This is a genomic window from Nocardia sp. NRRL WC-3656, assembly GCF_000720265.1.
In the GTDB taxonomy this organism is placed as follows: domain Bacteria; phylum Actinomycetota; class Actinomycetes; order Mycobacteriales; family Mycobacteriaceae; genus Nocardia; species Nocardia nova.
Genome location: NZ_JOJF01000019.1, coordinates 33,472 through 57,286, shown reverse-complemented (window position 1 = coordinate 57,286; position 23,815 = coordinate 33,472). Strand labels below are relative to the sequence as shown.

21 protein-coding genes are annotated in these 23,815 nt (G+C 67.7%); 6 read left to right on the top strand and 15 right to left on the bottom strand.

All coding sequences use genetic code 11. The annotated features are described in order from the left end of the window. Window positions 1-451: 451 nt before the first annotated feature. Together IG65_RS0123585 and mftF are read right to left on the bottom strand one after the other, a co-directional pair. On the bottom strand, window positions 452-1,825 hold the full coding sequence (locus IG65_RS0123585) for a GAF domain-containing protein (protein ID WP_030517133.1): 1,374 nt from the start codon (window positions 1,823-1,825) through the stop codon (window positions 452-454). Between the two features lie 147 nt (window positions 1,826-1,972). Next, window positions 1,973-3,370, bottom strand: a complete 1,398-nt coding sequence (gene mftF, locus IG65_RS0123580) for a mycofactocin biosynthesis glycosyltransferase MftF (protein ID WP_030517132.1) — start codon at window positions 3,368-3,370, stop codon at window positions 1,973-1,975. Between the two features lie 372 nt (window positions 3,371-3,742). On the opposite strand from mftF, the gene mftR2 reads away from it, so the two are divergent. Next, window positions 3,743-4,366 carry a mycofactocin system transcriptional regulator MftR2 gene (gene mftR2, locus IG65_RS0123575; protein ID WP_030517131.1) on the top strand — a complete coding sequence of 208 codons (624 nt, stop codon included), beginning with the start codon at window positions 3,743-3,745 and terminating at the stop codon, window positions 4,364-4,366. A 53-nt stretch (window positions 4,367-4,419) separates the two neighbouring features. Beyond that, window positions 4,420-5,481 (top strand): ferredoxin--NADP reductase, encoded by a 1,062-nt coding sequence (locus IG65_RS0123570; protein ID WP_030517130.1) that lies wholly within the window; start codon window positions 4,420-4,422, stop codon window positions 5,479-5,481. A 112-nt stretch (window positions 5,482-5,593) separates the two neighbouring features. On the opposite strand, the gene IG65_RS0123565 is transcribed toward IG65_RS0123570, so the two are convergent. From IG65_RS0123565 to IG65_RS0123545, 4 genes are all read right to left on the bottom strand, one after another. Then, entirely contained in the window at window positions 5,594-6,343 is a 750-nt protein-coding gene (locus tag IG65_RS0123565) for a DNA alkylation repair protein (RefSeq protein WP_030517129.1), read from the bottom strand. Window positions 6,344-6,488: 145 nt separating this feature from the next. After that, a complete protein-coding gene (locus tag IG65_RS0123555) occupies window positions 6,489-7,553 on the bottom strand; it encodes a hypothetical protein (protein ID WP_156055746.1) in 1,065 nt (354 codons plus the stop codon). A gap of 326 nt (window positions 7,554-7,879) precedes the next feature. Then, window positions 7,880-8,659 carry a glutamate racemase gene (locus tag IG65_RS0123550; protein ID WP_030517127.1) on the bottom strand — a complete coding sequence of 260 codons (780 nt, stop codon included), beginning with the start codon at window positions 8,657-8,659 and terminating at the stop codon, window positions 7,880-7,882. Window positions 8,660-8,785: 126 nt separating this feature from the next. Beyond that, window positions 8,786-9,973, bottom strand: a complete 1,188-nt coding sequence (locus IG65_RS0123545) for an NAD(P)/FAD-dependent oxidoreductase (protein ID WP_030517126.1) — start codon at window positions 9,971-9,973, stop codon at window positions 8,786-8,788. A gap of 199 nt (window positions 9,974-10,172) precedes the next feature. On the opposite strand from IG65_RS0123545, the gene IG65_RS0123540 reads away from it, so the two are divergent. From IG65_RS0123540 to IG65_RS0123520, 3 genes are all read left to right on the top strand, one after another. Beyond that, window positions 10,173-10,520 carry an SPW repeat protein gene (locus IG65_RS0123540; protein ID WP_030517125.1) on the top strand — a complete coding sequence of 116 codons (348 nt, stop codon included), beginning with the start codon at window positions 10,173-10,175 and terminating at the stop codon, window positions 10,518-10,520. Then, a complete protein-coding gene (locus IG65_RS0123535) occupies window positions 10,520-11,149 on the top strand; it encodes a TetR/AcrR family transcriptional regulator (protein WP_104365767.1) in 630 nt (209 codons plus the stop codon). The genes IG65_RS0123540 and IG65_RS0123535 overlap by 1 nt, the downstream gene beginning before the upstream one ends. Before the next feature lie 299 nt (window positions 11,150-11,448). Then, on the top strand, window positions 11,449-13,650 hold the full coding sequence (locus tag IG65_RS0123520; RefSeq protein WP_030517123.1) for a hypothetical protein: 2,202 nt from the start codon (window positions 11,449-11,451) through the stop codon (window positions 13,648-13,650). A gap of 81 nt (window positions 13,651-13,731) precedes the next feature. Here IG65_RS0123520 and tuf read toward each other — a convergent pair whose 3' ends face one another. The 8 genes from tuf to IG65_RS0123480 form a co-directional block, all read right to left on the bottom strand. Then, the gene (gene tuf, locus IG65_RS0123515) at window positions 13,732-14,922 is read right to left on the bottom strand and encodes an elongation factor Tu (RefSeq protein ID WP_030517122.1); all 1,191 of its coding nucleotides are present in this window, start codon (window positions 14,920-14,922) and stop codon (window positions 13,732-13,734) included. A 115-nt stretch (window positions 14,923-15,037) separates the two neighbouring features. Next, window positions 15,038-17,140, bottom strand: coding sequence for an elongation factor G (gene fusA / locus IG65_RS0123510; RefSeq protein ID WP_030517121.1), 2,103 nt, complete (start codon window positions 17,138-17,140; stop codon window positions 15,038-15,040). A 205-nt stretch (window positions 17,141-17,345) separates the two neighbouring features. Continuing rightward, window positions 17,346-17,816, bottom strand: a complete 471-nt coding sequence (gene rpsG, locus IG65_RS0123505) for a 30S ribosomal protein S7 (RefSeq protein WP_030517120.1) — start codon at window positions 17,814-17,816, stop codon at window positions 17,346-17,348. Window position 17,817: 1 nt separating this feature from the next. Further along, complete coding sequence (gene rpsL, locus IG65_RS0123500; protein ID WP_014353064.1) at window positions 17,818-18,192, bottom strand: 30S ribosomal protein S12; 375 nt, start codon at window positions 18,190-18,192, stop codon at window positions 17,818-17,820. Window positions 18,193-18,641: 449 nt separating this feature from the next. Continuing rightward, a complete protein-coding gene (locus IG65_RS0123495) occupies window positions 18,642-19,202 on the bottom strand; it encodes a DUF3558 domain-containing protein (RefSeq protein ID WP_081879709.1) in 561 nt (186 codons plus the stop codon). A 23-nt stretch (window positions 19,203-19,225) separates the two neighbouring features. Continuing rightward, complete coding sequence (locus tag IG65_RS0123490) at window positions 19,226-19,756, bottom strand: DUF3558 domain-containing protein (RefSeq protein ID WP_030517118.1); 531 nt, start codon at window positions 19,754-19,756, stop codon at window positions 19,226-19,228. A 65-nt stretch (window positions 19,757-19,821) separates the two neighbouring features. Continuing rightward, a complete protein-coding gene (locus IG65_RS0123485) occupies window positions 19,822-20,514 on the bottom strand; it encodes a response regulator transcription factor (RefSeq protein ID WP_036525535.1) in 693 nt (230 codons plus the stop codon). After that, on the bottom strand, window positions 20,507-21,670 hold the full coding sequence (locus tag IG65_RS0123480; protein WP_051756728.1) for a sensor histidine kinase: 1,164 nt from the start codon (window positions 21,668-21,670) through the stop codon (window positions 20,507-20,509). The genes IG65_RS0123485 and IG65_RS0123480 overlap by 8 nt, the downstream gene beginning before the upstream one ends. A 205-nt stretch (window positions 21,671-21,875) precedes the next feature. Between IG65_RS0123480 and IG65_RS0123475 the strand changes: the two genes are divergently transcribed. Next, a complete protein-coding gene (locus IG65_RS0123475) occupies window positions 21,876-22,553 on the top strand; it encodes a VC0807 family protein (protein ID WP_030517115.1) in 678 nt (225 codons plus the stop codon). A 14-nt stretch (window positions 22,554-22,567) separates the two neighbouring features. Here the strand turns inward: IG65_RS0123475 and hppD are convergent, their stop codons facing one another. Continuing rightward, window positions 22,568-23,761, bottom strand: coding sequence for a 4-hydroxyphenylpyruvate dioxygenase (gene hppD / locus IG65_RS0123470; protein WP_030517114.1), 1,194 nt, complete (start codon window positions 23,759-23,761; stop codon window positions 22,568-22,570). Between the last annotated feature and the right edge of the window lie 54 nt (window positions 23,762-23,815).

Below are 23,815 nucleotides of genomic sequence, written 5' to 3'. Positions count from 1 at the left end.
CAGAGCCTCCTCGTTTGACGAAATACCCAGCGACCGAACGCTTTTCGGGCAGCACGAAATAAGCCCCGGGCACCGCGCGACGACGCGGACCCTGGCTTTGCCACGGATGGTTCGGCGAATACACCTCACGCGATCGCGAAGGTGTGAAAGAGCGAAATGGTTTGTGTCTCAGTAATTTCGGTGAACCGGTGCGGTCACCAACTCATCCTCGAACTCGACTTCCTCCAACATCGCGGCCCCGAGCTCCCGCGGCCTCATCTCCTGCATCGGCCGGTGGCGACTCGCGCCACCGTTCATGCAGCGAACACTAGGCCGAAGACTAATAAAAAGGAATCAGTTCCCTCAAAAAAACTCGGACTAGCGTCCAATTCGGTCGATCTCGGGGCAGAGATGTGCCCGAAACCACACTGTGACCTGTTTGTGTGAGTCAGGACACTTTCAGACGCGGAGCCTACGAGCCGAAACGTTGCATCTGCGTTGCATCGGCGCCCATCCGCCGGTCGAGCACCCGAATTTTGGCCTCGATCTGGGCATACAGAGCGGAATCGCGATCGGCGGTGGCTCGATAGGCCACCCACGCGGCGGCATCGTCACGCCCCTCGGCCCCCGAGGTCCAACGGCTCAGCACGGCCGCGTCACCGGAACGTAACACTGCGGTCCGCAGCCGCACCCGCAATTCATCGCGGATGTCTATAACTCCGGGAGCGGTCGAACGGGGCAGCACTGGTCCGGTGTAATGGCGGACCGCACTGTGCACATCACCGGAGTCCAGTGCCGCGCGCAGCGCCTCCACATCCGTGGACACCGGCACCCGCAACCGATACGGCCGCGAGCCGAAGACGTCCGGGCCGACCACCGAGCGCAGCCGCGACATGGCGGCGCGGATGGTGGCGTTGTCGAGGTCGGTGTCGTCGAGCAGCAACGCCAGATGATCGGCGGACAGACCTTCGGCGTGTTCGGCCAGCAGCAGCAGGATCTCGGCATGCCGCTGCGACAACGCGATGCGCTCGCCGTCGACCGACAACTGCGGCTGGCCCAGCCCCAGCACCTCCAGCGCCAGCCGGCCGGCGGTCCGCGGCGGCGTCGAATGCCCCACGGGCGCACGGCGATCCGCGCCTCGTTGTTCGGTGCGCACCGCCGCGAGCACCAGATCCATTTCCGCCGCGGTCGCGGCCGCCTTCACCAATGCCAGAATCTCCGGGCGCGCGACACGCACGCCGCCGGCGATCATCAGCACGCCGACCAACCGGCCGTCCGGATCGTGGACGGGCGCGGCCGCCCCGGTGAGCTGATGCATCCGGTGCAGAAAGTGTTCGGGGCCGTGGATCCAGGTGGCGCGCCCGGTGCGGACCACCAGTCCGACCGCGTTCGTGCCGATGCGGCGTTCGGACAGATCGTCGCCCTCGCGCAGGCCGACCTCGGCGGCGGCCTCGACCCGGTCGGGGTTGCCGTGCACCGACAGCACCCGGCCGAACTGGTCGGCGACGACCACGATCAGGCCGATGCCGGTGGCGTCCTGCAGCAGCAGCTTGTCGACCAGTGGCATCACCGCGGCAATCGGATGGTTGTCGCGGTAGCGCTGCAGATCGGCACCGCGCAGACCGCGGCCGTCGAGTACGTCCATGGGGTCGACCCCGCCGCGCAGACTGCGCAGCCAGGACTCCAGAACCAGCGGACGCAGCAATCCGGGCAGCTGATTGAGCTGATCACCCCCGACGCTGAGGTAACCGTGGGCCTGAGCGGCATAGGCTTCCAGCGCACCGAGCTGTGTCCCGGGCTCGACCCTGCCCTCGGGACGGTTATCGCCTGTGAGATTGCTGACCATTTGCCTTTCTTTCCCGTCCCACACTGTACCGGCGGGTCAGGAAGGGCATGGGCGAAGCATACGGTTTGTCCGACAGGTCACACCGGCGTCGGATCGCGGCGAAATGTGAGGTAGACGGCATATCGGGGCCAACTGTGACCCCGGCCATCAATGCCGCGGAACGGCCGGGCGCAGCGCGGCCACGTTGCGAGCACGCAGCGCACCCGACCAGAGGCCGGTCCCGTAGGCGAGGTCGTCGAGCCGCTTGCACATCAGATACCGCACCGGATCCAGGCCGCCGGCATCGCGGTGGGTGAACCAGTCGGCCAGTCCGTCGGCGATCGCCAGCGCGACCGCGAGCCGACGGATGCGCCGGGAGGCGATCATCGCCAGCACGGTCACCGGCCAGTAGTGCCGGCACAACGCCGAGACGATCCGCCACACCCCGGCGGAGAATCCGCGGGCCAGATGGATAGCCGCCACGCGCGTCGGATTGTCGAGTTCGGCGAACACCCGCCGCAGCCGGATCAGCGCGGCGAGCAGCGTGGCGAACCCGCCCAGGATTCCGGCCCGCGAGGCGGTGGCCAGCAGCGCGGTCGCGGCGACGGTCCAGAACGGCACCGACAGCGGGGCGACCATCCCGGCGTGGCGCCGGGCCAGCGGCGCCGCGGCGGCGCCGTGAGAAACCTTGCGCCCGAACCACTTACCGAACGAGGCCGGTTGATCGCAGGCGACATGTGCGGCGGGCTCGTAGCGCAACCGCCAGCCGGCGCGCTCGAGTCGCCAGCACAGATCTATATCGGCGGCCGAGCGCATCTGCTCGTCGAATCCGCCCTCGGCCAGCAGTGCGTGCCGCCGCACCAGCAGGGCCGCGCCCGGCGCGTACGACACCGAGCCGCGCGAACTGACCGCGGTTTCCCGGCGGCCGAAATCCAGGGACGACCGCGCGCTCTCGTAGCGGCCCAGCACACTGGCATCCGGCTCGCGCGCCACGATGCGGGGCGCGACCAACGCGACCTCGGGATCGCTGAAATGGCCGAGCATGACCTCCAGCCAGCCCGCGCGGGGGACCACATCGGAATCCAGGAATGCGACGAATTCCGTTGTCGCCGCCCGCAGTCCGGCATTGCGCGCGGCGACCACGCCCTGGCGTGCATCGTGGCGGAGCACGGTGACGCGGCAACGGCCACCGGTGCGCGGAATCCGAACCGGCCGGTCCGAACCGTCGTCCACGACCACCACGCTGTGCCCGCGCAGGGTAGAGAGCAGCCGCTGCAATCCGGCGGCGTCGTTGCAGTGCGGCACCACGACCGTGACCTCCTCGGGGGAAGGAAGCAGGCGCGGACGCGGGTTGGCCACCCCGGAGTCGAGCAGCCGTCTGGCAACCACCGCGGACTGGGGATCCGTCACTTCGAGATACCCGTCACCGATCAGGGCGGCCGCTTCCGGAGCAAGTTTCAGCAACCTCGTCGGCGAGCCACCGACCAAGAGCCGTCCACCGGAATAGGTGCGCACCCGAGGATCGATTCGCACCCCGAACCCGTTGGGCAGTCGATCATGGCGCATTCCAAGAATGCTATGCGCTAACCGCCCTCCGGGCATCCCGTGTCGAAAAAACGGACCGAATTCGATACGAATCCGGCGGCAACCCACCGGCTCCGGCGTTGCGTGGGTGTCAATGACCATCGACGCTATCTAGCTATCGCACGGCAACATTCGCTTCATGATCAACGAGATTCCGCCTGGGACGCGATAGTTCATCTCCGGCTACTACCGCGTGAGATGCGGCGTCGCCGCGTGCGCCGATCTCCTCCACGTACCGGGCCGCGACCACGAACGCGCACTCTAGACTGCGGAAGGCAAGCACGTTGAACAGCAGATGACGGGTGGCCGTCGGGCGGGCTGCGCAAGTCTAGAGGTGGCATGGGAGTCGGACGGATGCAGACGAGCGGGGGCGGCAACACACTCTCGGAAGCCGAGATAGTCGAGGCCGCATTGCGTGTGGTGCGCGCCGACGGCGTGGAGAAGCTGTCGATGCGCCGGCTCTCCCGCGAACTAGGCGTCTCGCCGATGGCGCCCTACTACTACGTCGCCGACAAGCGCGAATTGCTCGATCTGGTAGCCAGCGCGGCCCTGACCGGCGTGCGGACCCCACCGCCGGAATTCGGCACCTGGCAGCAGCGCCTGCGCGAACTCATCGATCAGATCGACGAGAAGCTGCGCAAACATCCGGGCCTCGGCGATGTGCTGATCGAACAGACGCTGGGCAAACAGCTCGATCTGATCGCCGCTGTGATGGAAATCCTGTCCGATGCGGGCTTCGACGATCGCAATGTGCTCGCCGCCTATGCCACCATTCACACGTATCTGTTCGGCCGCGCCCGGGTCAATCCACGGGACCGATCCGCGCTGGTCGACATGCCGCTTCCCGAAGCCGTCGAGCGGGCCGTCAAGCACATGGGCGATCTGCGCGGCAAATACTCCTACGACTTCGGTATGGATGTGCTGATCGCGGGGCTCGAGGCCCAGCTTGTCCGGCAGCGGGACGGCCACGTATCATAAATTAGAACACGTTCTAGTTTGCCTGCTCCAGTGCCCGGCCCCGAGAGGACACCATGACCACCGCCGATCCCGTCGTACCGCACAGCTCACGATCGGCCGTGCTGCGGGTCGCCGCTGTCGTCAACGAGACGGCCGACGCCTGTTCGCTGGTCTTCGACGTGCCCGAAGAACTGCGCGAGCGCTTCGCCTACCAGCCCGGCCAGTTTCTGACGCTGCGCATCCCGAGCGAGCGCACCGGTTCGGTCGCGCGCTGCTATTCGCTGGCCAGCTCGCCGCACACCGATGTGCAGCCGAAGGTCACCGTGAAACGCACGGTCGACGGATACGCGTCGAACTGGGTGTGCGACAACGTCAAAGCCGGTGACGAGATCGAGGTGCTGCCGCCTTCCGGCATTTTCACGCCGAAGGATCTGGACGAGGATCTGCTGCTGTTCGCCGCCGGCAGCGGTGTCACCCCGGTGATGTCGATCCTGAAATCGGCGCTGGCCCGCGGCACCGGCCGGATCGTGCTGGTCTACGCCAACCGCGATCCGGAATCGGTCATCTTCGCCGACGAACTGCGCGAACTCGCCGACAAGAATCCGCAGCGGCTCGTGGTGGTGCACTGGCTGGAGACGCTGCAGGGCCTGCCCACCGCCGACGGACTGGCCGCGCTGTGCACCCCGTACACCGGTTTCCGCGCCTTCATGTGCGGGCCGAAGGCGTTCATGGACCGGGTGCACGACGCACTGGCCCAGCTGGAGGTGCCGCGCAACCGCACCCACGCCGAGGTCTTCAATTCGCTGTCCGGCGATCCGTTCGCCGCCGGCGCGCCGGTCGAGGTCAGCGAGGAGGACGCCGCCGACGCGGCCACCGTGGAGGTCGAACTCGACGGCCAGACCCATTCCATGCAGTGGCCGCGGCGTCAGACCCTGGTCGACATCATGCTCGCCAAGGGCCTGGACGTGCCGTACTCCTGCCAGGAAGGCGAATGCGGCTCCTGCGCCTGCACCGTGCTGGAAGGCAAAGTGGAGATGGACAATTCGGAGATTCTCGATCCGGAGGACATCGAAGCCGGGTACATCCTCGGGTGCCAGGCGCATCCGGTCACCGATCATCTGAAGATCCAGTTCTGAGGACCGCCGCTGCCGCAGCCGCCCGCTGGGCCGTGCGCGGCAGGGCAATCCGCCGCGGTGCACGGCCGCCGTATCGGTACCGCGGCGGACACCGCATAGTGGGCGAGCCGGCTTACGGCGCCTGCCGTTGCGCCCGATAGGCCGCGCGCGTCTCGGGTTCCAGATGTTCGGTGGCGTAACTCAGTGCCGTGCGGCCCATATCGTGGGCACGGCGGTCAAAGAATTCGGTGAGCAGGGCGCGGTCCACCCGTTTGCCGACTTCCCGCAGCATCCATCCGACCGCCTTCTGAATCAGGTCGCGCCGATCGTCGAGCAGCCGTTCGCACAGTGCGAACGTGGTCGAGGCGTCGCCGGCCTTGATGAATGCGAAGGTCGTCAGCAATGCGACCCGTCGTTCCCAGAGCGATTCCGACCGCGCCAGTTCGTCGAGCAGATCGCGCGGCCGTTCCAGTAACCACGGGCCGAGGATGTTCTCGGCCGATACGTCGACCAGATCCCAATTGTTCACGAGCCCGCCGCGCACCGCCGCCAGATACATCTCGACGATTTCCTGTTGCGCGGCAACGTCGTACGTGCGCGGTTTCCCCGCCTTCGCCATGGCATTGTTCGCGATCACCAACGCCGCGAGCCGATGTTCGTGCACCGGACTCCGCAAAAGCTCAGCTATCTCCGAAACGGGAAGTGCGGAAAATTGTTTCGCGACCTTGCGGGTCTGCGGCACGGGAACTCCGAGGAAGACGTCGCCCTCGCCGTAGTCCCCGGGCCCGGTTTTGAAGAACCGCCGCAACTCGAGGGCGCGGCCGGGATCTCCCAGCTCGTCCATGGCACGGGCGACATCGGCGGCGGTCGGCGCGGAGTTCATGCCCGCACTCCGCCGACACCGCTCGACGCCGGATGCCGATCCTCCGGATGATGCGCAACGATCATGTACGGCAGTATCACTCACCCTTCACCCGATTCCCGACGACCACGTGTCCGGCCGCGGCCGGACACGTGGCGTGGCGGGTCTAATTGGCGAAGGTGCGCTCCCCCCGCGCCGGAGCGTGCGCGGACACCGCTCCCGCGGGAATGACGATGCGCCAGCTCGGTTGTTTCCGAACCGGAAACGGCGGGAGTTCGGCGGCGCTCGGCGCGGGCTCGTGCCGCTCCGCGGTGATATCCCCGAATTCGACAACGGGCGCCGGGGGTGTCGCCGGTGCGGGCGGCGCCGGGTGCGGTGCTGTCGGAGCCGAAAGGGGTGCGGCCGGTACCGGCTGCGATGCGGCCGGCACGAGCTGCGGCGCGGTCGGCGCCTGGTGCGGTGCGGTCGCTGCGGGCGACACCAGTTGCGGTGCTGCCGGGATCGGATGAGGCGCGGCTGGTGTCGTGGGCGACGTGGTCGGTGTCGAGGGGTGTGCGGCTGCGACCGATCGCGTCGTCGGCCGGGCAGCGGTGCGCACAATCGGATTGTCGCGCAGATGATTCGTCAGCACACAGGCCGCCGCGCCGAAAGCCGTGATTCCGGCGAGCATTGCGGCGAAATCGAGATGGGCCCCCGCCAGTTGATGCGCGGCATGTGCCCCACCGAAAAGGCCGCGGAGGATGCCGGAGAAACTGCTGTCGTCAGCGACCGCCGCGCGCATCTCGGATTCCTTGTTGTCGAGGTACAGCACATCCGCGAGGACGAACACCGCCACACTGGTCCCCGCCACCGCGGCCGCGGCGGAGAAGATCGACGCGCGGGTGCGCAGATAGGCCACCGCGGCGAAGATCGTCGCGAGCACCGCGACACAGGTCAGCACCGCCCACGTGCCGCTGATATCGGTGTCGCGCAGCCCTGCACCCGCCCAGTCCTGCTGGGACACGGTCGTACCGGTCAGCCTGCCGAAGGCATCCGACCGGATCGCGCCGCCCGGTCCGGAGGCCGACAACCAGGGCTGGAACAACAGGACGAGAGTCGCGGCGCTCAGAGCGGCACTGCACAGGTACCCCCAGCTCGGACGGCGACCACCCGGTGGCGTCGGTAGTGAGCCGGACGATTCGAGGTCGCCGGTTCCGGGATGAACATCGCTCCAAGGCGTTCGGGTAGCCATAACTCCGGTTCTGTCTGTTACCGATGCGCCGGCCTCGTGGCGGCCGGCCCGGTAGGGGTGGGTGCGGAAATGCGTCGACGACCGCGCTGTACGTCTGCGAGAAATCACGGTAGAACCGCGTCCGAGTACGGACCACCAGACCTCCCACGGCTGACTGGGGCGCAGGTCACAGCCCTTTTCCGGCGCACCGGCAGGATACGGTGAAAGAAGTTGTCCCGGAACAGGTTTCGATCTTCGGCACCGGCGCCGGTGGTGCCCGGCCGGCGGGAAGCGCGGGCGCGAACGTGACCGGGTCGACACCGGCTACGCCGAGTGCCCCCGCGAAACTAGGCGGTCGGGCACGCGGTGTCGACCGCTCCGAGCACTCGGCCGGATTCGAAGGCCGCCGCACTCGCGGGCAGTTCACCGGCGCGGCCGCTGTTGTAGACCGTCACCGTGCCGGCGCCGGCGGTCGGCCGGCCCAGGGCGTCGATGCGCCGAAGTGTCTGGCCCGCAACGGCTTCCGCGCTGTCGAACAGCCGGACGCCCGAGGGCAGCGCGGCCACGATGGAATCGAGGACCAGCGGGTAGTGGGTGCAGCCGAGGACGACCGCCTCGGTGCCGGTAGGAGTCTGCTCGGCGGCGCGGGCGATGGCGTGCTCGACGGCCTGGAGATCTCCGCGGTCGATCGCGTCTGCGAGGCCGTGGCACGCCACACCGGTCACATCGGCGTCACCGCCGAAGCGAGCGATGAGATCGGCCTGGTAGCGGCTCGCGGTCGTGGCCGCGGTCGCCCACACCGCGACCGAGGCACACGCGGCGGCCGCCGGTTTGATCGCGGGAACGGTGCCGATCACCGGCACCTCGGGCCCGACCTCGGCCCGCACCTGTTCGAGTGCGGTGACGCTGGCGGTATTGCACGGCAGCACGATGGCCTCCGCGCCGAGCCGCAACGATCGGCGGGCCGCATCCAGCACCCGATCGATCACCCACTGCTCGGGTTTCGGCCCCCACGGCGCACCATCGGGATCCAGTTGCAGCAGCAGATCGAGGTCGGGACGCAACTTGCGCAGCCACGCCCCCGTCGGCAACAACCCCAGTCCCGAATCGATGAGCGCAACGATCACCCAGCCACTGTATTAGCGTCGCCACGAACCCTTACGCCCGACCGGGGTATCGACCGGACCTGTTCCGCGCGGCGCTAGCGTGCCGTCGCACCGACCGATCCGGGCGGCACGGCCCGTTGCGGGCGTTCAGCTCGCGGGTGCGGCGGACCTGGCGTTGGCTGCGAGTTCGGCGCGCATCTTCATCACCTGCGCGGTGCGGCCGCCGCCGACCACGGCGGTCAGGACTCCGCCGTCGAAGTAGTGCGCCAGGAATTTGCGGCCGTCGTCCTCGACGATCCGGATCTCGTCGGCGCCCGCCGGGGTACCGAGGACCTGGATCTTCAGGTCGTACTGGTCACTCCACACGTACGGCACCCGGGCGGCCATGGGAACGTCGCCGCCGAGCAGCGCGGTCACCAGCAGCCGTGCCTGCTCACCGGCGTTGGTCCAGTGCTCCACCCGCTTGTGCCGGCCGTTGTCGTGGCGCCATGCGGCCACATCGCCGACCGCCCACACACCCTCGACCGAGGTGCGGCCCACCTCGTCGGCGAGGACACCCCCGCCCACCTGCGGTTCCACCAGCGGGATGCCGGATCCGGCCAGCCATTCGGTGATCGGCGCGGAGCCGACACCGATGACCACCAGATCGGCGGTGACCGTAGTGCCGTCGGTGAGGGTGGCCCCGGTGACCGCGCCGTCTTCGACCTGCAACGAGCTCAGTCCGACGCCGCAGCGCAGGTCCACCCCTTCGTCGCGGTGCATGCGCCCGACGAGGCGGCCGACCGCCTCGCCCAGCGCAGCGGCCAGCGGGGTGGGCTGTGGTTCCACCAGCACCACGTCGACACCGCGGGATCGGAAGCTCGCCGCCAGCTCGCAGCCGATGAATCCGGCGCCGACCACCAGCGCCCGGCGCGCGGTGGCCAGTCCGTCGCGCAGCGCGGCCGCATCCTCGTGCCGCCGCAGGACGTGGACACCGGCGGCCTCGGGCAGACCCGGAATCCGCTTGGGGCGCAGGCCTGTTGCGATGATCAGCTGTCCGTACTCGAGCACGGAGCCGTCGTCGAAGGTCACGGTGCGCGCCGCGGTGTCGACTCCGGTCGCGGCCAGGCCCAGTCGCAGCTCGATGTTCTTCTCGGCGAAGAATTCGGCGGGGCGCAGCGTCGTATCCTCGGTCTCGCCACGCACGAACTGCTTGGACAACGGCGGCCGATCGTAGGGCAGGCGCTGTTCGTCACCGACGAGGATCACTCCGCCCTCGTATCCGGCGCGGCGCAATTCCTCCGCGGTACGCAGGCCGGCCAGACCGGCGCCGACGATCACGATCGGGGCTGTCATCGCTGCGCTCCTGGCTCGGTCCCCACTGCTGGCACGTATTGCTGCACCAATCCACCATAAACTAGAACACGTTCTAGAATGCGGTGACGGGCACCATATCCGACACGAGTGCAGGAATTTTCCGGAACAAGTATTGATCGGGTGGTCAATCAGAGTTATACCGAGATCAGAACATAATTCCGCCCCCGAGGAGGCACTCATGCTCACCGAAAACCGCACCCTGAGTTCCGTGGCCGTGGCACTGGGCGTCTACACCGCCCTGTCCCCCATCTGGACCGACCACAGCAACCGCGCCATGTGGACCCTGATCGTGCTCGGCGTGCTGATCGCCCTGGCCGGCCTGGTCCAGTTCACCCGTCCGGGAATCGCCGGAACCGATTACGCGATGGGCCTGTTCGGCGTCCTGCTGTTCATCTCGCCATGGGTGATGAACTTCAGCTCCTTCAGCGCGGCGTCGTGGACCGCGTGGATCGTCGGCGTACTGACCGTCGTGGTCGCCCTGGCCGCCCTTCCGCAGGTATCGGCACGGATGCATACTGCTCACTGATGCAGATGCCCAAACCCCGTCGAGCGGGGCGTCGCCGCAGCAGCAAGGTCGACGGCGACGCCCGCGCCCTGATTCTGGATGCCGCCGAAAGCCTGTTCGCGGCACACGGATTCGACGCGACCGCGACGGCTGCGATAGCCGCCGCGGCCGGCGTTCCGAAGGGGCTGGTCTTCTATTACTTCCCCACCAAGGACTCGATCCTCTCGGCGCTGATGGCCGAGCGAGTTCCCGCACATCCGATCGACGACATCGCCACGGTGGTCCGGCCCGGCGATCCGGCGACCAGCCTGGTGAACCTCGACGCGGCGCTGAATCTGCGCGACCACCATTCCTCGGTGCTGCGCGTGATCATGTGGCGCGAGGCCGATACGCATCCGGATGTGCGAAAACAGGTGCGCCGCATGCGCGATCAGCTGCTCGACGTCACCGCCCGGGTATTGCAGGCGAGCGCGCCCGGGCAGGTACAGCCCGGAACCCTGCGCGCGTGCGCGGCCGCCTGGGTGTCGGCCATGCTCACCATCGCGAGCACCGACCGGTTGCACGCACTGGACGGATTGACACTCGCCGGCGCCGAGGAGATCACGAATCTCTCCCGGGTCGTCGCGGCCGGCATGACCAGCCTGGGCTGAGCAGAGGCCGCCGGGTCAGCGAGCCGGCAGCAGACCATCGACCAACGCGCGCAATCCCTGCTCGTAGGTGTCGGCCGCCGTGAGCGCGCTCCACCGGTCGGCCACGGCCGCCAGGCGTGCCGCGGGGGTGTTGGCATCGGATCGAGGTGGACGAGCCGAGTGAACTGATGTCGCTCACCCTGCGCCGCGGCACCGAACTCGCAAAACGGACGGATTGAGCTGCGGCGCAAGGGCGGCGGGAACCGTCCCACACCCCCGCGAACTCGCACCCCGAAACGTGAGCGATAAGAATGGAGTGTATGACGGATCCCGCCAATGCCCGTTTCGGAGAACCCCATACTGCACGAGAGGGGCACCGACTGACCCGCTCCGAGGAGGAGCCGGGCCAGCAGACGGGTGGCAGCGGTCCCGCGCACGGCGGTGCCGAGAAGTTCGGACTGCGCTGGGACAGCGCCGAATTCGGTGATTCCGGATCGAGTGAGAGCGTATTCGGGCCGCCCCCGGTCGCCTCGCCCACCGATGTTCCGTCCTTTTCACCCGACTACCTCGCCGGCACCGCGGTTCCGGCACCTCCCGCCGCACCTCCGCTGCCGGTCCGCGACACATCGGCCCGCACCAACATCCCGCCGCTGGCCACCCGAGAACCCGCGCAGCGCAGCATGTTCGCCTCACCGTTCGATCCGGACTACGAGCAGGGTGCGGCGCAGTCGCGAAACAATCCTGCGGCCGACGACGAATCCGCTCCCACCTCCAGTTTCGCGGTGAGCGCGGCGGAGACGCCGCCGGTGGATCCGAGATCGGGTGTCCTGGGATCGTCCACGGCTCCCGGCGACAACGAGAACCCGACGCCGGAGAAGGCAAGCTGGGAAACCGGACTCGATGCCGGATCCCAGGATCCGGAGGACACCGTCCGCCGCATCGCGGAGAGCCTGGGCATCGACCCCGGGCTGCAGAGTCGCGCCCGTACCGCCGAAACCGAGCCGGCCGAGGCGTCCGCCGAGCCGCCGGAACCGCGGCGATCCGATCCGGTCGAATCCGGTGCCCCGTCGACCGCATCCGTCCCGGCTCCGCCGAAACTCCCGATGCGGCTTCCCACTCCCGCCCACGGCATCGCCCGGACCGAACCGACCGGTGCCGGAACGGGTCTCGCCGCCGACGCGACACCGGCGAGCACCGAACCGCGCCCGGACACTCCCCGCCGGCCCATTCCCCGTGCTGCTCGGCGGGCACGCGGCGACGAGCAGCCCGCCGCGAACGCCCCCGCGGCCCGGCTCCCCGGCGACATCGCGGCAACCGAATCGGCAACCGGTGAGCAGCACACCACCGCGGTGACCGAACCGGCAACTGCCGGCAACGAGCCGCCCGCAGCCGCCTCCGGGAGCGAGAGTGAATCCCGCAGCGCGACAGCGGAAGGTGCGCACCGCACGGCGATCGGTCACGCGACATCGGCCGGCGGCGAGGCCGATCCCGCACGGCTCGCCGCGACACCACTGACCGACCGGTCGCCCGACGATGCCCTCCGGCCCACCCCGACCACCGAATCGGCGGCCGGGAGCGAGCACACACCACACCCCATTACGCGGGCCGAATCCGTCGCCGAGAGCGCCCAGGCCGCCGAACACACCGTCGCCGAGGCGAATACGGGCGCAGCGGAGGACGACAAGGGCGAGATGGCGACCCCCGCGGCGCGGCTGCCGCACCGGCATTCGAACGAGCCGGCCCCCTCCCACCGCGCGGAGTCGACGCCCCCGGCCCACTCCGATCCGGCCGACCGAACGGACGAGGCCGGCTCCGGAGATCCGGAATCGTGGCAGAACACCGACATGCTCCCGGCGATCCGCAGCCGCGCGGACAACGCCCACGCCGCTTCCCACCAGCTTCCCTCCCGCAACGGGGCGACGGTGGGCCTGCGCTCGGCCTCGACGACTACCCTCGCCGAACAGTCCGATACCGACGTCCTGCGACGACGCGCCGCGGAAGTCCGGGTGGCGGAGTCCGTTCCGACCAGCCGGCACCGGTCGCTCGCAGCGGAAACCCGAGCCGACGACCCGACGACCGAGGCCCCGGAAGACGGTGCGGCACAGCAGGATTCGGCACTCGGAGCCGCCCACATCGAATCGTCCCCGAGTGCCGCCGGTACCGGTGGTCGCCGAAATCGTCGTGCCACCGGTGATCAGCACTCCGGTGACACACCGGACGACATCGCTTCGCGCACCGGCCTGCCCCCCACCTCTCGCCGCGCGGCCCGCCGCCGGGCCGAGACCACCGGCGAACCCCCGGCCATCGACGTCGGCCTGGTGATGCAGTTACTGCTGGCCAGCCACACCCTGGAAAATGTGGCCCGCAACGCCGAAGCCGGCGATGTCGACCTCAACGGCCTCATCACCGCCGCCCACCGAACGCGCACCGCCGCAGTCGAACTCGTCACCACCTGGTTCGGCGGCGCCGACCAGATGCGCGAATTCGCCGAAGCTCTCCTGGCGGCGACCGAGAAGAACTGAGCCAGCAACGCGAAAAGGGCCGCTCCCCGAGGGGAACGGCCCTTTTCATGCTGTCACATGTCGTGACGGCCGATCACAAAGTCACTTGATGACCTTGGTGACGCGGCCGGCGCCGACGGTGCGGCCACCCTCGCGGATCGCGAAGCGCAGGCCCTCTTCCATGGCGACCGGCTGGATCAGCTTGACGCTCATCTCGGTGTTGTCGCCCGGCATGACCATCTCGGTGCCCTCGGGGAGGGTCACGACGCCGGTCACGTCGGTGGTGCGGAAGTAGAACTGCGGGCGGTAGTTGTTGAAGAACGGGGTGTGGCGGCCGCCCTCGTCCTTCGACAGGATGTACGCCTGGCCCTCGAACTCGGTGTGCGGGGTGGTGGTGCCCGGCTTGATGACGACCTGACCACGCTCGACATCTTCGCGCTTGATACCACGCACCAGCAGACCGACGTTGTCACCGGCCTGGCCCTGGTCCAGCAGCTTGCGGAACATCTCGATGCCGGTGATGGTGGTCTTGGTGGTCTTCTCGCGGATACCCACGATCTCGACCTCTTCGTTGACGTTGACCACACCACGCTCGACACGACCGGTGACCACGGTGCCACGACCGGTGATGGTGAAAACATCCTCGATCGGCATCAGGAACGGCTTGTCGGTCTCACGAACCGGGTCCGGAATGGACTCGTCGACAGCGTTCATCAGCTCGACGATCGACTCGACCCACTTCTCGTCACCTTCGAGGGCCTTCAGGCCGGAGACGCGGACGACGGGGGCGTCCTCGTCGAACTCCTGGGCGGCCAGCAGCTCGCGGACCTCCATCTCGACGAGCTCGAGGATCTCCTCGTCGTCGACCATGTCCGACTTGTTCAGCGCGACCAGGATGTAGGGCACGCCGACCTGACGGGCGAGCAGCACGTGCTCACGGGTCTGCGGCATCGGGCCGTCGGTGGCGGCCACGACCAGGATGGCGCCGTCCATCTGGGCCGCACCGGTGATCATGTTCTTGATGTAGTCGGCGTGACCGGGGGCGTCGACGTGCGCGTAGTGACGCTTCTCGGTCTGGTACTCGACGTGGGAGATGTTGATCGTGATACCACGAGCCTTCTCCTCCGGAGCCTTGTCGATCTGGTCGAACGCGAAGCTCTGGTTCAGGTCCGGGTACTTGTCGGCCAGCACCTTGGTGATGGCGGCAGTCAACGTGGTCTTGCCGTGGTCGACGTGACCGATGGTGCCGATGTTGACGTGGGGCTTCGTCCGCTCGAACTTCGCCTTCGCCACTGTTGTCCTCCTGGACTAGTTAGTGCGTGCTTTTGTGCAGCAGTGCGGTTTGTATTTACAGGGGGTCGTACGCGACCGAACGGGGCGGATTCTCGCAAATCCGCCCCGACTGCGATTACTCGCCGGTCGCCTTGGCGATGATCTCCTTCGCCACGTTGGCCGGAACCTCCGCGTACGAATCGAACACCATGGAGTAGTTCGCCCGGCCCTGGGTCTTCGACCGCAGGTCACCGATGTAACCGAACATCTCCGAGAGCGGAACCAGCGCCTTGACGACACGGGCACCACTGCGTTCCTCCATGGCCTGGATCTGGCCACGGCGGGAGTTCAGGTCGCCGATCACATCGCCCATGTAGTCCTCGGGCGTGATGACCTCGACCGCCATGAGCGGCTCGAGGATCACCGGACCGGCCTTTCGGGCCGCTTCCTTCAGAGCCATCGCGCCCGCGATCTTGAACGCCATTTCCGAGGAGTCGACCTCGTGGTAGGCGCCGTCGAGCAGGATGGCCTTCAGGTTGACCAGCGGGTAACCGGCGAGGACACCGTACTGCATGGCGTCCTGGATGCCGGCGTCCACCGACGGGATGTACTCGCGCGGAACGCGGCCACCGGTGACCTTGTTCTCGAACTCGTAGGTCGCGCCATCCTCGCCGGTGAAGGGCTCCAAGCCGATGATGACGCGGGCGAACTGACCCGAACCACCGGTCTGCTTCTTGTGGGTGTACTCGAGCTTCTCGACCTTCTTGGTGATGGTCTCGCGGTAGGCCACCTGCGGCTTACCGACGTTCGCCTCGACCTTGAATTCGCGCTTCATCCGGTCGACCAGGATGTCGAGGTGCAGCTCGCCCATACCGCCGATGACGGTCTGGCCGGTCTCCTGATCCAGCTTCACCGAGAAGGTCGGGTCCTCTTCGGCGAGCTTCTGGATCGCGGTGCCCAGCTTCTCCTGGTCGGACTTGGTCTTGGGCTCGATCGAGACCTCGATGACCGGGTCCGGGAAGGTCATGGACTCCAGGACGATCTGGTCCTGCGGATCACACAGGGTGTCACCCGTGGTGGTGTCCTTCAGGCCGATGACCGCGTAGATGTGGCCGGCCTGTGCCTCGTTGACCGGGTTCTCCTTGTTGGAGTGCATCTGGAACAGCTTGCCCAGACGCTCCTTCTTGCCCTTGGTCGAGTTGATGACCTGAGCGCCGGAGTCGACCTTGCCCGAGTACACGCGGACGTAGGTCAGCTTGCCGAAGAAGGGGTGTGCCGCGATCTTGAACGCCAGGGCCGCGAACGGCTCCGTGGCGCTCGGCTTACGGGTCAGGACCTGGTCTTCCTTGCCCGGCACATGACCGGAGGTCGACTCGACGTCCAGCGGCGACGGCAGGTAGTCGATGACGGCGTCGAGCATGGGCTGCACGCCCTTGTTCTTGAACGCCGAACCACACAGGACCGGGTACAGCTCGGAGTTGACCGTCATCTTGCGGATGGCGCCCTTGATCTCCTCGATCGAGAGCTCCTCACCGCCGAAGAACTTCTCGAGCAGCGCCTCGTCGGACTCGGCGACCGTCTCCAGCAGCTCCTGCCGGTAGGTCTCCGCCCGCTCCTTGAGGTCCTCGGGGATCTCGACGACCTCGTACTGCTCACCGAGCTTGGTCTCACCACGCCACACTTTGGCGACGTTCTCGACCAGGTCGACCACACCCTCGAAGGTGTCCTCGGCGCCGATCGGCAGCTGCAGCACCAGCGGCTTGGCACCCAGCCGGTCCTTGATGGTCTGGACGGTGAAGTAGAAGTCCGCGCCGAGCTTGTCCATCTTGTTGACGAAGCAGATGCGCGGCACGTCGTACTTGTCGGCCTGCCGCCAGACCTGCTCGGATTGCGGCTCAACGCCCTCTTTACCGTCGAAGACGGCAACCGCACCGTCGAGCACACGCAGCGAGCGCTCCACCTCGACCGTGAAGTCGACGTGTCCCGGCGTGTCGATGATGTTGATCTGGTTGTCTTTCCAGAAACAGGTCGTCGCGGCCGACGTGATCGTGATGCCGCGCTCCTGCTCCTGAGCCATCCAGTCCATCGTGGCCGCGCCGTCGTGGACCTCACCGATCTTGTAGGTGATACCGGTGTAGAAGAGAATGCGTTCGGTTGTGGTGGTCTTGCCGGCATCGATGTGGGCCATGATGCCGATGTTGCGGACCTTGTTGAGGTCGGTGAGCACGTCCTGTGCCACGGAAATCTTCCCCGCTCTGCTCTGTTAGCGATCAGCTAGTTAGGATTTTCAGGAACGGCCCGGGCGGTTCCGCTTCGATGCGGGCCCCTGGCCATCACTATGTCAACGTCGGGTGCGGCCGATTGGTGCCCTGCTGAGCACGTGCCGCACCCGACTGTGACTCGCCTCCCGGCGCCGTTCCTTCACCGGCGGACCGGGTGACCAATCACCAGCGGTAGTGCGCGAACGCCCGGTTGGACTCGGCCATCTTGTGGGTGTCCTCGCGACGCTTCACCGAAGCGCCCAGACCGTTGCTCGCATCCAGCAACTCGTTGGCCAGACGCTCGATCATGGTCTTCTCACGACGCGCGCGCGAGTAGTTGACCAGCCAGCGCAGCGCCAGGGTGTTGGCGCGACCCGGACGAACCTCGACCGGGACCTGGTAGGTGGCGCCACCGACACGACGCGGCTTCACCTCGAGGGCGGGCTTCACGTTGTCGAGCGCACGCTTGAGGGTCACGACCGGATCGGTACCGGTCTTCTCGCGCGCCTGCTCGAGGGCACCGTAGACGATGCGCTCGGCGGTCGACTTCTTGCCGTCCAGCAGGATCTTGTTGACCAGCTGAGTGACCAGCGGCGATCCGTAGACCGGATCGTTGATCAGCGGACGCTTGGGTGCGGGGCCCTTGCGTGGCATATCAGCTCTTCTCCTTCTTGGCGCCGTAGCGGCTGCGGGCCTGCTTGCGGTTCTTCACACCCTGGGTGTCGAGCGAGCCGCGGATGATCTTGTAGCGCACACCGGGGAGGTCCTTCACACGACCACCGCGAACGAGCACCATCGAGTGCTCCTGCAGGTTGTGGCCCTCGCCCGGGATGTAAGCCGTGACCTCGACCGCGCTGGTCAGGCGAACACGCGCGACCTTACGCAGCGCGGAGTTCGGCTTCTTCGGGGTCGTGGTGTACACGCGGGTGCACACGCCACGACGCTGCGGGCTCCCCTTCAGGGCCGCAGTCTTGGTCTTGGCGACCTTGTCGCGACGACCCTTGCGGACCAGCTGGTTGATGGTTGGCATATACCGGCTTTCCTTATTCAGTAACCAGGTGTCTGGAACTCTTCGATGTCTGTTTGTCGGCGGTGCTGCCCGATTCCCCGGAGTTCACACCGACGTCATAGAGCTGTCACCACTTGCCCGGATCGCGTTTCCACGCGTCCCGAGGTCGGGCGTGTCGCGCGCAGTACATGCCTACTTTTCCGGGCACGCTGAAACGGTCGGCCGCTCTCGCTGGCTTACGTTCTACGCACAAACCTGCCCGCACGCTTCCGGGCACAGCGATCCACGATACCCGTCGGCGCGGCGGGGGGCAAAAGTGGGGTCCGCAGGCCCCGGCCCACCACCGACTATGCGTTTTCACTATCTCTCGAGGCCACCCGCGCGGCGCGGCCGGGGTGGCGAGGCGACGATCGCCCGGGACCCGGTCCTGCGACACCGCGCGAAGACCCCGGGCGCCGAACGACATTCGCTCAGCGCGCCAGGTTCAAGGTCAACTCCGCCAGCTTCTTCGCCCCGGCACACGGATCCGGATGACCACCCGGCCGGTAGTTCACCCACCAGCCGATGATGCCGGTGTCCGCGGCCGGCGCCATCACACCGCACGAATCCGGATCGCCCGGCCGCTGGACCTGCAGCGAGCGCCGGCCCTGCACGTTCACATCGGTGGTGGTGTAGCCGAGCCGATCGTTGTTGGCCTTCTCGTTCGGCAGCGAACCCATCTCGTACCAGTTCAGCGTGGCCATACCGTCGCCGCCGGGCGTACCCGACAGATCCCACATGCACACCGCGCCGTTGAACGAACCCTGCGCGTCCTGAGCACCGGTCGCCTTGGCGATGTCCTCCTGTTTGACGACCTCGCATTCGCGCAGCAACTTGTCGAAGTTCATGTTCACGCCGCCGCCGCTACCCGCCGGCAACGCGGTTCCCTGGACCGTGCGACCACAGCCGCCTACCGTCAGCCCGACCGCGAGTGCGAGGACCGCGATCCCGCACGCCCGCACGCCGCGTCGGACGCGGCCCCGATCACGCATGCCGTTGCTCATTTCAGCCGCCCTCACTTCAGCCGCTGCACGGTCAGTTCGGCCAGTTTGCGGTTCTTGTCGCACGGTGTCGTCGACACCTGCCCGAATGCGCCGGCCGAGGTCGACCATTCGAAGAAGTCGTCGCCCAGCTGCACCGCGAAGTCACAGATGGTGCCGTCCGGGCTCGCATCCTGGAAACCCTGATGCCCGCCGACCTCGATCGACTCCGGATTGCGGCCCTGCGCGGTGACCCACGCCTTCTCCCGCCCGATCGGACTGCCCCGATACGACGCGAACGTCACGCTGGGACCGCCGATTCCGCCGGCCTGCCAATTGCATCCGACCGAATTCTTGAACACCTGCGAGATCTGACCGAGCCCACCCAGATTCCGGACCTCGTCATCGGTGACATGCCCGCACTCCCCTACGAACGCGCCCAGCGCCGCCACCTTCGCGGGCGGGCGAACCGACGGGGAAGCACTGTCGGACTTGTCGCCCGAACCGCAGCCCGCCAGCAGTGCCGCGAGAGCCGTCCCGGTGACAATCGCCGCCGTCAATCGCATGATGGGCACTCTACTGGTTTCGGCGTCCTGGGCTCGGGTGTCGCGTAGCACAGGGGGCCACCACCTCAGTCGGCGGTCGGGTCGGCCAGGCCGTGGCGGTAGCCGTAGCGGACGGCGTCGGCGCGGTTGCGGGCGCCGATCTTGGCGAAGGCGTTGTTGATATGAGTTTTCACCGTCGCCGGCGAGACGAACAGGTGGGCGGCTATTTCGGCGTTGCTCAGTCCGCGCGTGATCAGCGCGACGACCTCCGCCTCGCGAGCGGTGAGGCCGTCGGGATTCGGCTTACCGGCGGCGGGCGCACTCGGCGCCGGCCGGTCCCGTGCTCCGATCAGGGCGTCCACCAGCCGCTGGGACACCGTGGCGTCGAAGGTCGACTGTCCGGCCGCCGCGGCACGGATGGCCGCGACGATCTCCGCCCGGCCGGCGTCCTTGGTGAGGTAGCCGCGCGCGCCCGCACGCAGCGCGCTCACGATCGAGGCGTCGTCGGCGTAGGTGGTCAGTACCAGTACCGCGGTGCCGGGGTGGTCGGCCGCGATCCGGCGGGTCGCCTCGACGCCGTCGAGTACGGGCATCCGCAGATCCATGAGCACCACATCCGGGCCGGTCTCCGCCACCGCCCGCAGCGCCTGTTCACCGTCACCGGCGGCGCCGACCACACGCACCTCGTCGACCAGGCCCAGCAGTGCGACCAGACCCTCACGCATCACCTGCTGGTCGTCGACCACCAGCACCCGGAGCGGTTCCTGACCCTCACTCAATCGGAACCTCCGCTGTCACAACCCATTCGCCGTCGGCCGCACCGGACGACAGCGTGCCCCCGGCCAATGCGATCCGCTCACGCATCCCGGTCAGACCGTACCCGCCGCCGGGCAGCGGCTCGCGATTCGTCTGCTCCGCGAACGCGTTTCGCACCGACAGTCGCACCTCGTCGGCCGCGAACTCGAGCGCGACCTGCACCGGCCGGCCCGGTGCGTGCTTGGCGGCATTCGTCAGCGCCTCGCGCAGGGTGCGCAGCAGCGATACCGCGGCACCCGAATCCATCGGCCGGGCGGGGCCGTCGCAGCGCAGTTCCACCGTCATCCGGTGGTCGCGCCGATAACTCTCGACCAGTTCACACACCGCATCGGGCAGCGGTGGCACGTCGCCGCGCAGCGCGGCCACCGCACCGCGCGCCTCGATCAATCCGTCGCGGGCCAGCCGGTGCGAGCGCCGTACATGCGCCAATGCGCCCGGTATATCGCCCCTTTCGTCGAGCAGCAGCTCCGCGACCTCCAACTGCATACTCAGCGCTCCCAGCGAATGTGCCAGTACATCGTGCAATTCCCGCGCGATCCGGGCACGTTCGTCCAGCGCGGCCGCCCGGGCCTGTTCGTTCTGTGCGCGCCGCGTCTGTTCGAGCAGCAGCTGGGTCTGGCGTACGCGCAGTCGATGCTGTCGGCGATACAAACCGAGCAGCAGCAGTATGACGAGCACGCCGACGTAGGTGAGCAGGTCGCCGAGGCTCTTTCCGGCCGCCGCACAACCGGCGATCAGAACCGCGACCTGTGCCGCGAAGCCGAGCAGGATGATTCGCGTAGCGGACCGGAACTGCTGGGCGAGCACACTGGCCGCCGCGCACAGCATGATGAACGCGGAAATGTCCGGGGCCGCTCCGACGACCGCCGCGCTCGACAACGCGCACCAGGTCAACGTCAGGGTGGCCACCCGCGGATACCGGGATTCGACCACCGCGAACACGAGCCACCCGGCATAGGCGGCCACCAGCACCGCCCACAGCCACGCCGCCGGCGATCCCCGATGGTTGAACACCAGATTGGCCGCGAGCAGCGTCGCGCCGATCGAACGCATCAACGGGCTGGCGTCGGGATCGTTGCCGATCAGCCTTCGCCCGAACTCCCGCAGCCCCTCTCGCATAACCCTCCTGGTGGCATGTCGTGCCGGTACCACGACGGTAGGCGCGGTCGAATCGTTGCCGGAACGACCGCCGGGCCGAGATTCGGCCGGCCGGCTCCACCCGTGGGTGGAGATCCCGTGGTCCATCTCCCGGCCGAGGCGCGCACATGCGCGAGATCCCTAGCGTGTCAACGACATAGCGCCAGTACTCACAGGGGAGATTCCGATGACCGACACCGCCACATTCACCGCCGCCGACACCGGGAGCGAACCACGCCGGCTGTGGCGGGTGCTCGGATTCGCGGCCGATATCGGCCTGTCGCCCGCGACCTACTATCTGCTGCTCGCGGCCGGGTTCACCAGCTATCGAGCGCTGGTGGGTTCGACGATCGTCGCGGGCGGGTGGGCGCTCGCTGTCGCGGCGGCGCGCCGCAAGGCCGACGGCATCGCCGTGTTCGTCTTCCTGCTCAACGCACTGGGCCTCGTCCTGGCCGTACTCGGCGGTGACGAGCGAATGATGCTGGCCAAGGACCCGATCACCTCCGCCGTGATCAGTGTGCTGCTGGCGGGCAGCTGCCTGCTGGGCCGGCCGGCGATGTTCGCGATCTCGCAGCGCATGCACGCGCTCGGGCCGGATTCCGCCGTGCACTGGGAGACGTTGTGGCACAACGACTCCGTCGTGCGCCGCGCGTTCACGATCGCCACGGCGGTGTGGAGCGCCGGACTCGCGGTCGATGCGGTGGTGCGACTCCTGGTGATCTATTGCCTGCCGGTGCCGGCGGCGGTCGCGCTGATGAACCCGGTGCAGTGGACGATCATCGCCGCGCTGGCCCTGTACACCGTGCGGTCACGACGGCGCCTCGACATCAAGGCGCGCCTGCGCGCGCTGCCCGACGCCGGGTGAGGACGCGCGCCCGGTCACAGATTCCCGCGCGCGTGCTGTTCCCGCTCGATCGCCTGGAACAGGGCCTTGAAGTTGCCCTTTCCGAAGCCCAGCGAGCCGTGCCGCTCGATCAATTCGAAGAATACGGTGGGGCGGTCGGTGAGGGGCTTGCAGAAGATCTGGAGCAGGTATCCGTCCTCGTCGCGGTCGACCAGGATGCCGCGCGATCGCAGTTGTCGTACGGGGACGCGGACGTGGCCGATGCGAGCGCGCAGTTCGGGATCGTCGTAATAGGCGTCCGGGGTGTCGAGGAATTCGATGCCCTCCCGGCGCAAGGCGTCGACGGTGCTCAGGATGTCGCCGGTGGCCAGCGCGATGTGCTGGACGCCCGGGCCGCCGTAGAACTCCAGATATTCGTCGATCTGTGAGCGTCTGCGCCCGGCCGCCGGTTCGTTCAACGGGAATTTCACCCGGTGGTTGCCGTTGGCCACGACCTTGCTCATCAAGGCCGAGTATTCGGTGGCGATATCGTCGCCGACGAATTCGGCCATATCGGTGAAACCCATGACGCGCCGATAGAACTCCACCCACTCGTCCATCCGCCCGAGCTCTACATTGCCCACGACGTGATCCACGGCTTGGAACAGCCGATGCGGCGCCCGCGGCTGATAATTCGAACGGCGCGCGATATATCCCGGCAGATACGGACCGTGATAGCGCGACCGGTCGACGAGGGTGTGGCGGGTTTCGCCGTACGTGGCCAGGGCAGCGGTGCGGACCGTGCCGTATTCGTCGGACTCGTCGTGCGGCTCGACCAGGATCCGCGCGCCCTGCCGCCGGGCGTGAGCGATGCAGCGGTCCACATCGGGCACCTCGAGCGCGATATCGACGATGCCGTCACCGTGCCGGGCGTGGTGGGCGACCAGCGGACTGGCCGGATCCACCGCCCCGCACACCACGAATCGCGCACTGCCGCTGCGCAAGACGTAGGACTTGTGATCGCGATTGCCGGTCTCCGGTCCGGAATAGGCCTCCAGCGCCATCCCGAAGGCCTGCAGATAGTGCGTGAACTGGGTCGCGTTGCCGACCACCCACACCAGCGCCTCCCAGCCGAGGACGGGAAACGGATCCGCACCGGGATCGTGGTCGACCAGGCCGACGAGCCGGCGCAGCTCCGCATCGCTCGCCACCGCGGGCCGGGTGTCGCGGGAGATGTCCTCGATCGTCATGCATCCAGATAATCTCCGAGCCGTGGTGCTGGGCAATATCGAGGATTTCGGGTA

Bases quoted from the DNA above. Each gene is read 5' to 3' on its own strand.
- IG65_RS0123585 (WP_030517133.1), bottom strand. From the start codon at position 1,825: ATGGTCAGCAATCTCACAGGCGATAACCGTCCCGAGGGCAGGGTCGAG.
- mftF (WP_030517132.1), bottom strand. From the start codon at position 3,370: ATGCGCCATGATCGACTGCCCAACGGGTTCGGGGTGCGAATCGATCCT.
- mftR2 (WP_030517131.1), top strand. From the start codon at position 3,743: ATGCAGACGAGCGGGGGCGGCAACACACTCTCGGAAGCCGAGATAGTC.
- IG65_RS0123570 (WP_030517130.1), top strand. From the start codon at position 4,420: ATGACCACCGCCGATCCCGTCGTACCGCACAGCTCACGATCGGCCGTG.
- IG65_RS0123565 (WP_030517129.1), bottom strand. From the start codon at position 6,343: ATGAACTCCGCGCCGACCGCCGCCGATGTCGCCCGTGCCATGGACGAG.
- IG65_RS0123555 (WP_156055746.1), bottom strand. From the start codon at position 7,553: ATGGCTACCCGAACGCCTTGGAGCGATGTTCATCCCGGAACCGGCGAC.
- IG65_RS0123545 (WP_030517126.1), bottom strand. From the start codon at position 9,973: ATGACAGCCCCGATCGTGATCGTCGGCGCCGGTCTGGCCGGCCTGCGT.
- IG65_RS0123540 (WP_030517125.1), top strand. From the start codon at position 10,173: ATGCTCACCGAAAACCGCACCCTGAGTTCCGTGGCCGTGGCACTGGGC.
- IG65_RS0123535 (WP_104365767.1), top strand. From the start codon at position 10,520: ATGCAGATGCCCAAACCCCGTCGAGCGGGGCGTCGCCGCAGCAGCAAG.
- IG65_RS0123520 (WP_030517123.1), top strand. From the start codon at position 11,449: ATGACGGATCCCGCCAATGCCCGTTTCGGAGAACCCCATACTGCACGA.
- rpsG (WP_030517120.1), bottom strand. From the start codon at position 17,816: ATGCCACGCAAGGGCCCCGCACCCAAGCGTCCGCTGATCAACGATCCG.
- rpsL (WP_014353064.1), bottom strand. From the start codon at position 18,192: ATGCCAACCATCAACCAGCTGGTCCGCAAGGGTCGTCGCGACAAGGTC.
- IG65_RS0123495 (WP_081879709.1), bottom strand. From the start codon at position 19,202: ATGCGTGATCGGGGCCGCGTCCGACGCGGCGTGCGGGCGTGCGGGATC.
- IG65_RS0123490 (WP_030517118.1), bottom strand. From the start codon at position 19,756: ATGCGATTGACGGCGGCGATTGTCACCGGGACGGCTCTCGCGGCACTG.
- IG65_RS0123480 (WP_051756728.1), bottom strand. From the start codon at position 21,670: ATGCGAGAGGGGCTGCGGGAGTTCGGGCGAAGGCTGATCGGCAACGAT.
- IG65_RS0123475 (WP_030517115.1), top strand. From the start codon at position 21,876: ATGACCGACACCGCCACATTCACCGCCGCCGACACCGGGAGCGAACCA.
- hppD (WP_030517114.1), bottom strand. From the start codon at position 23,761: ATGACGATCGAGGACATCTCCCGCGACACCCGGCCCGCGGTGGCGAGC.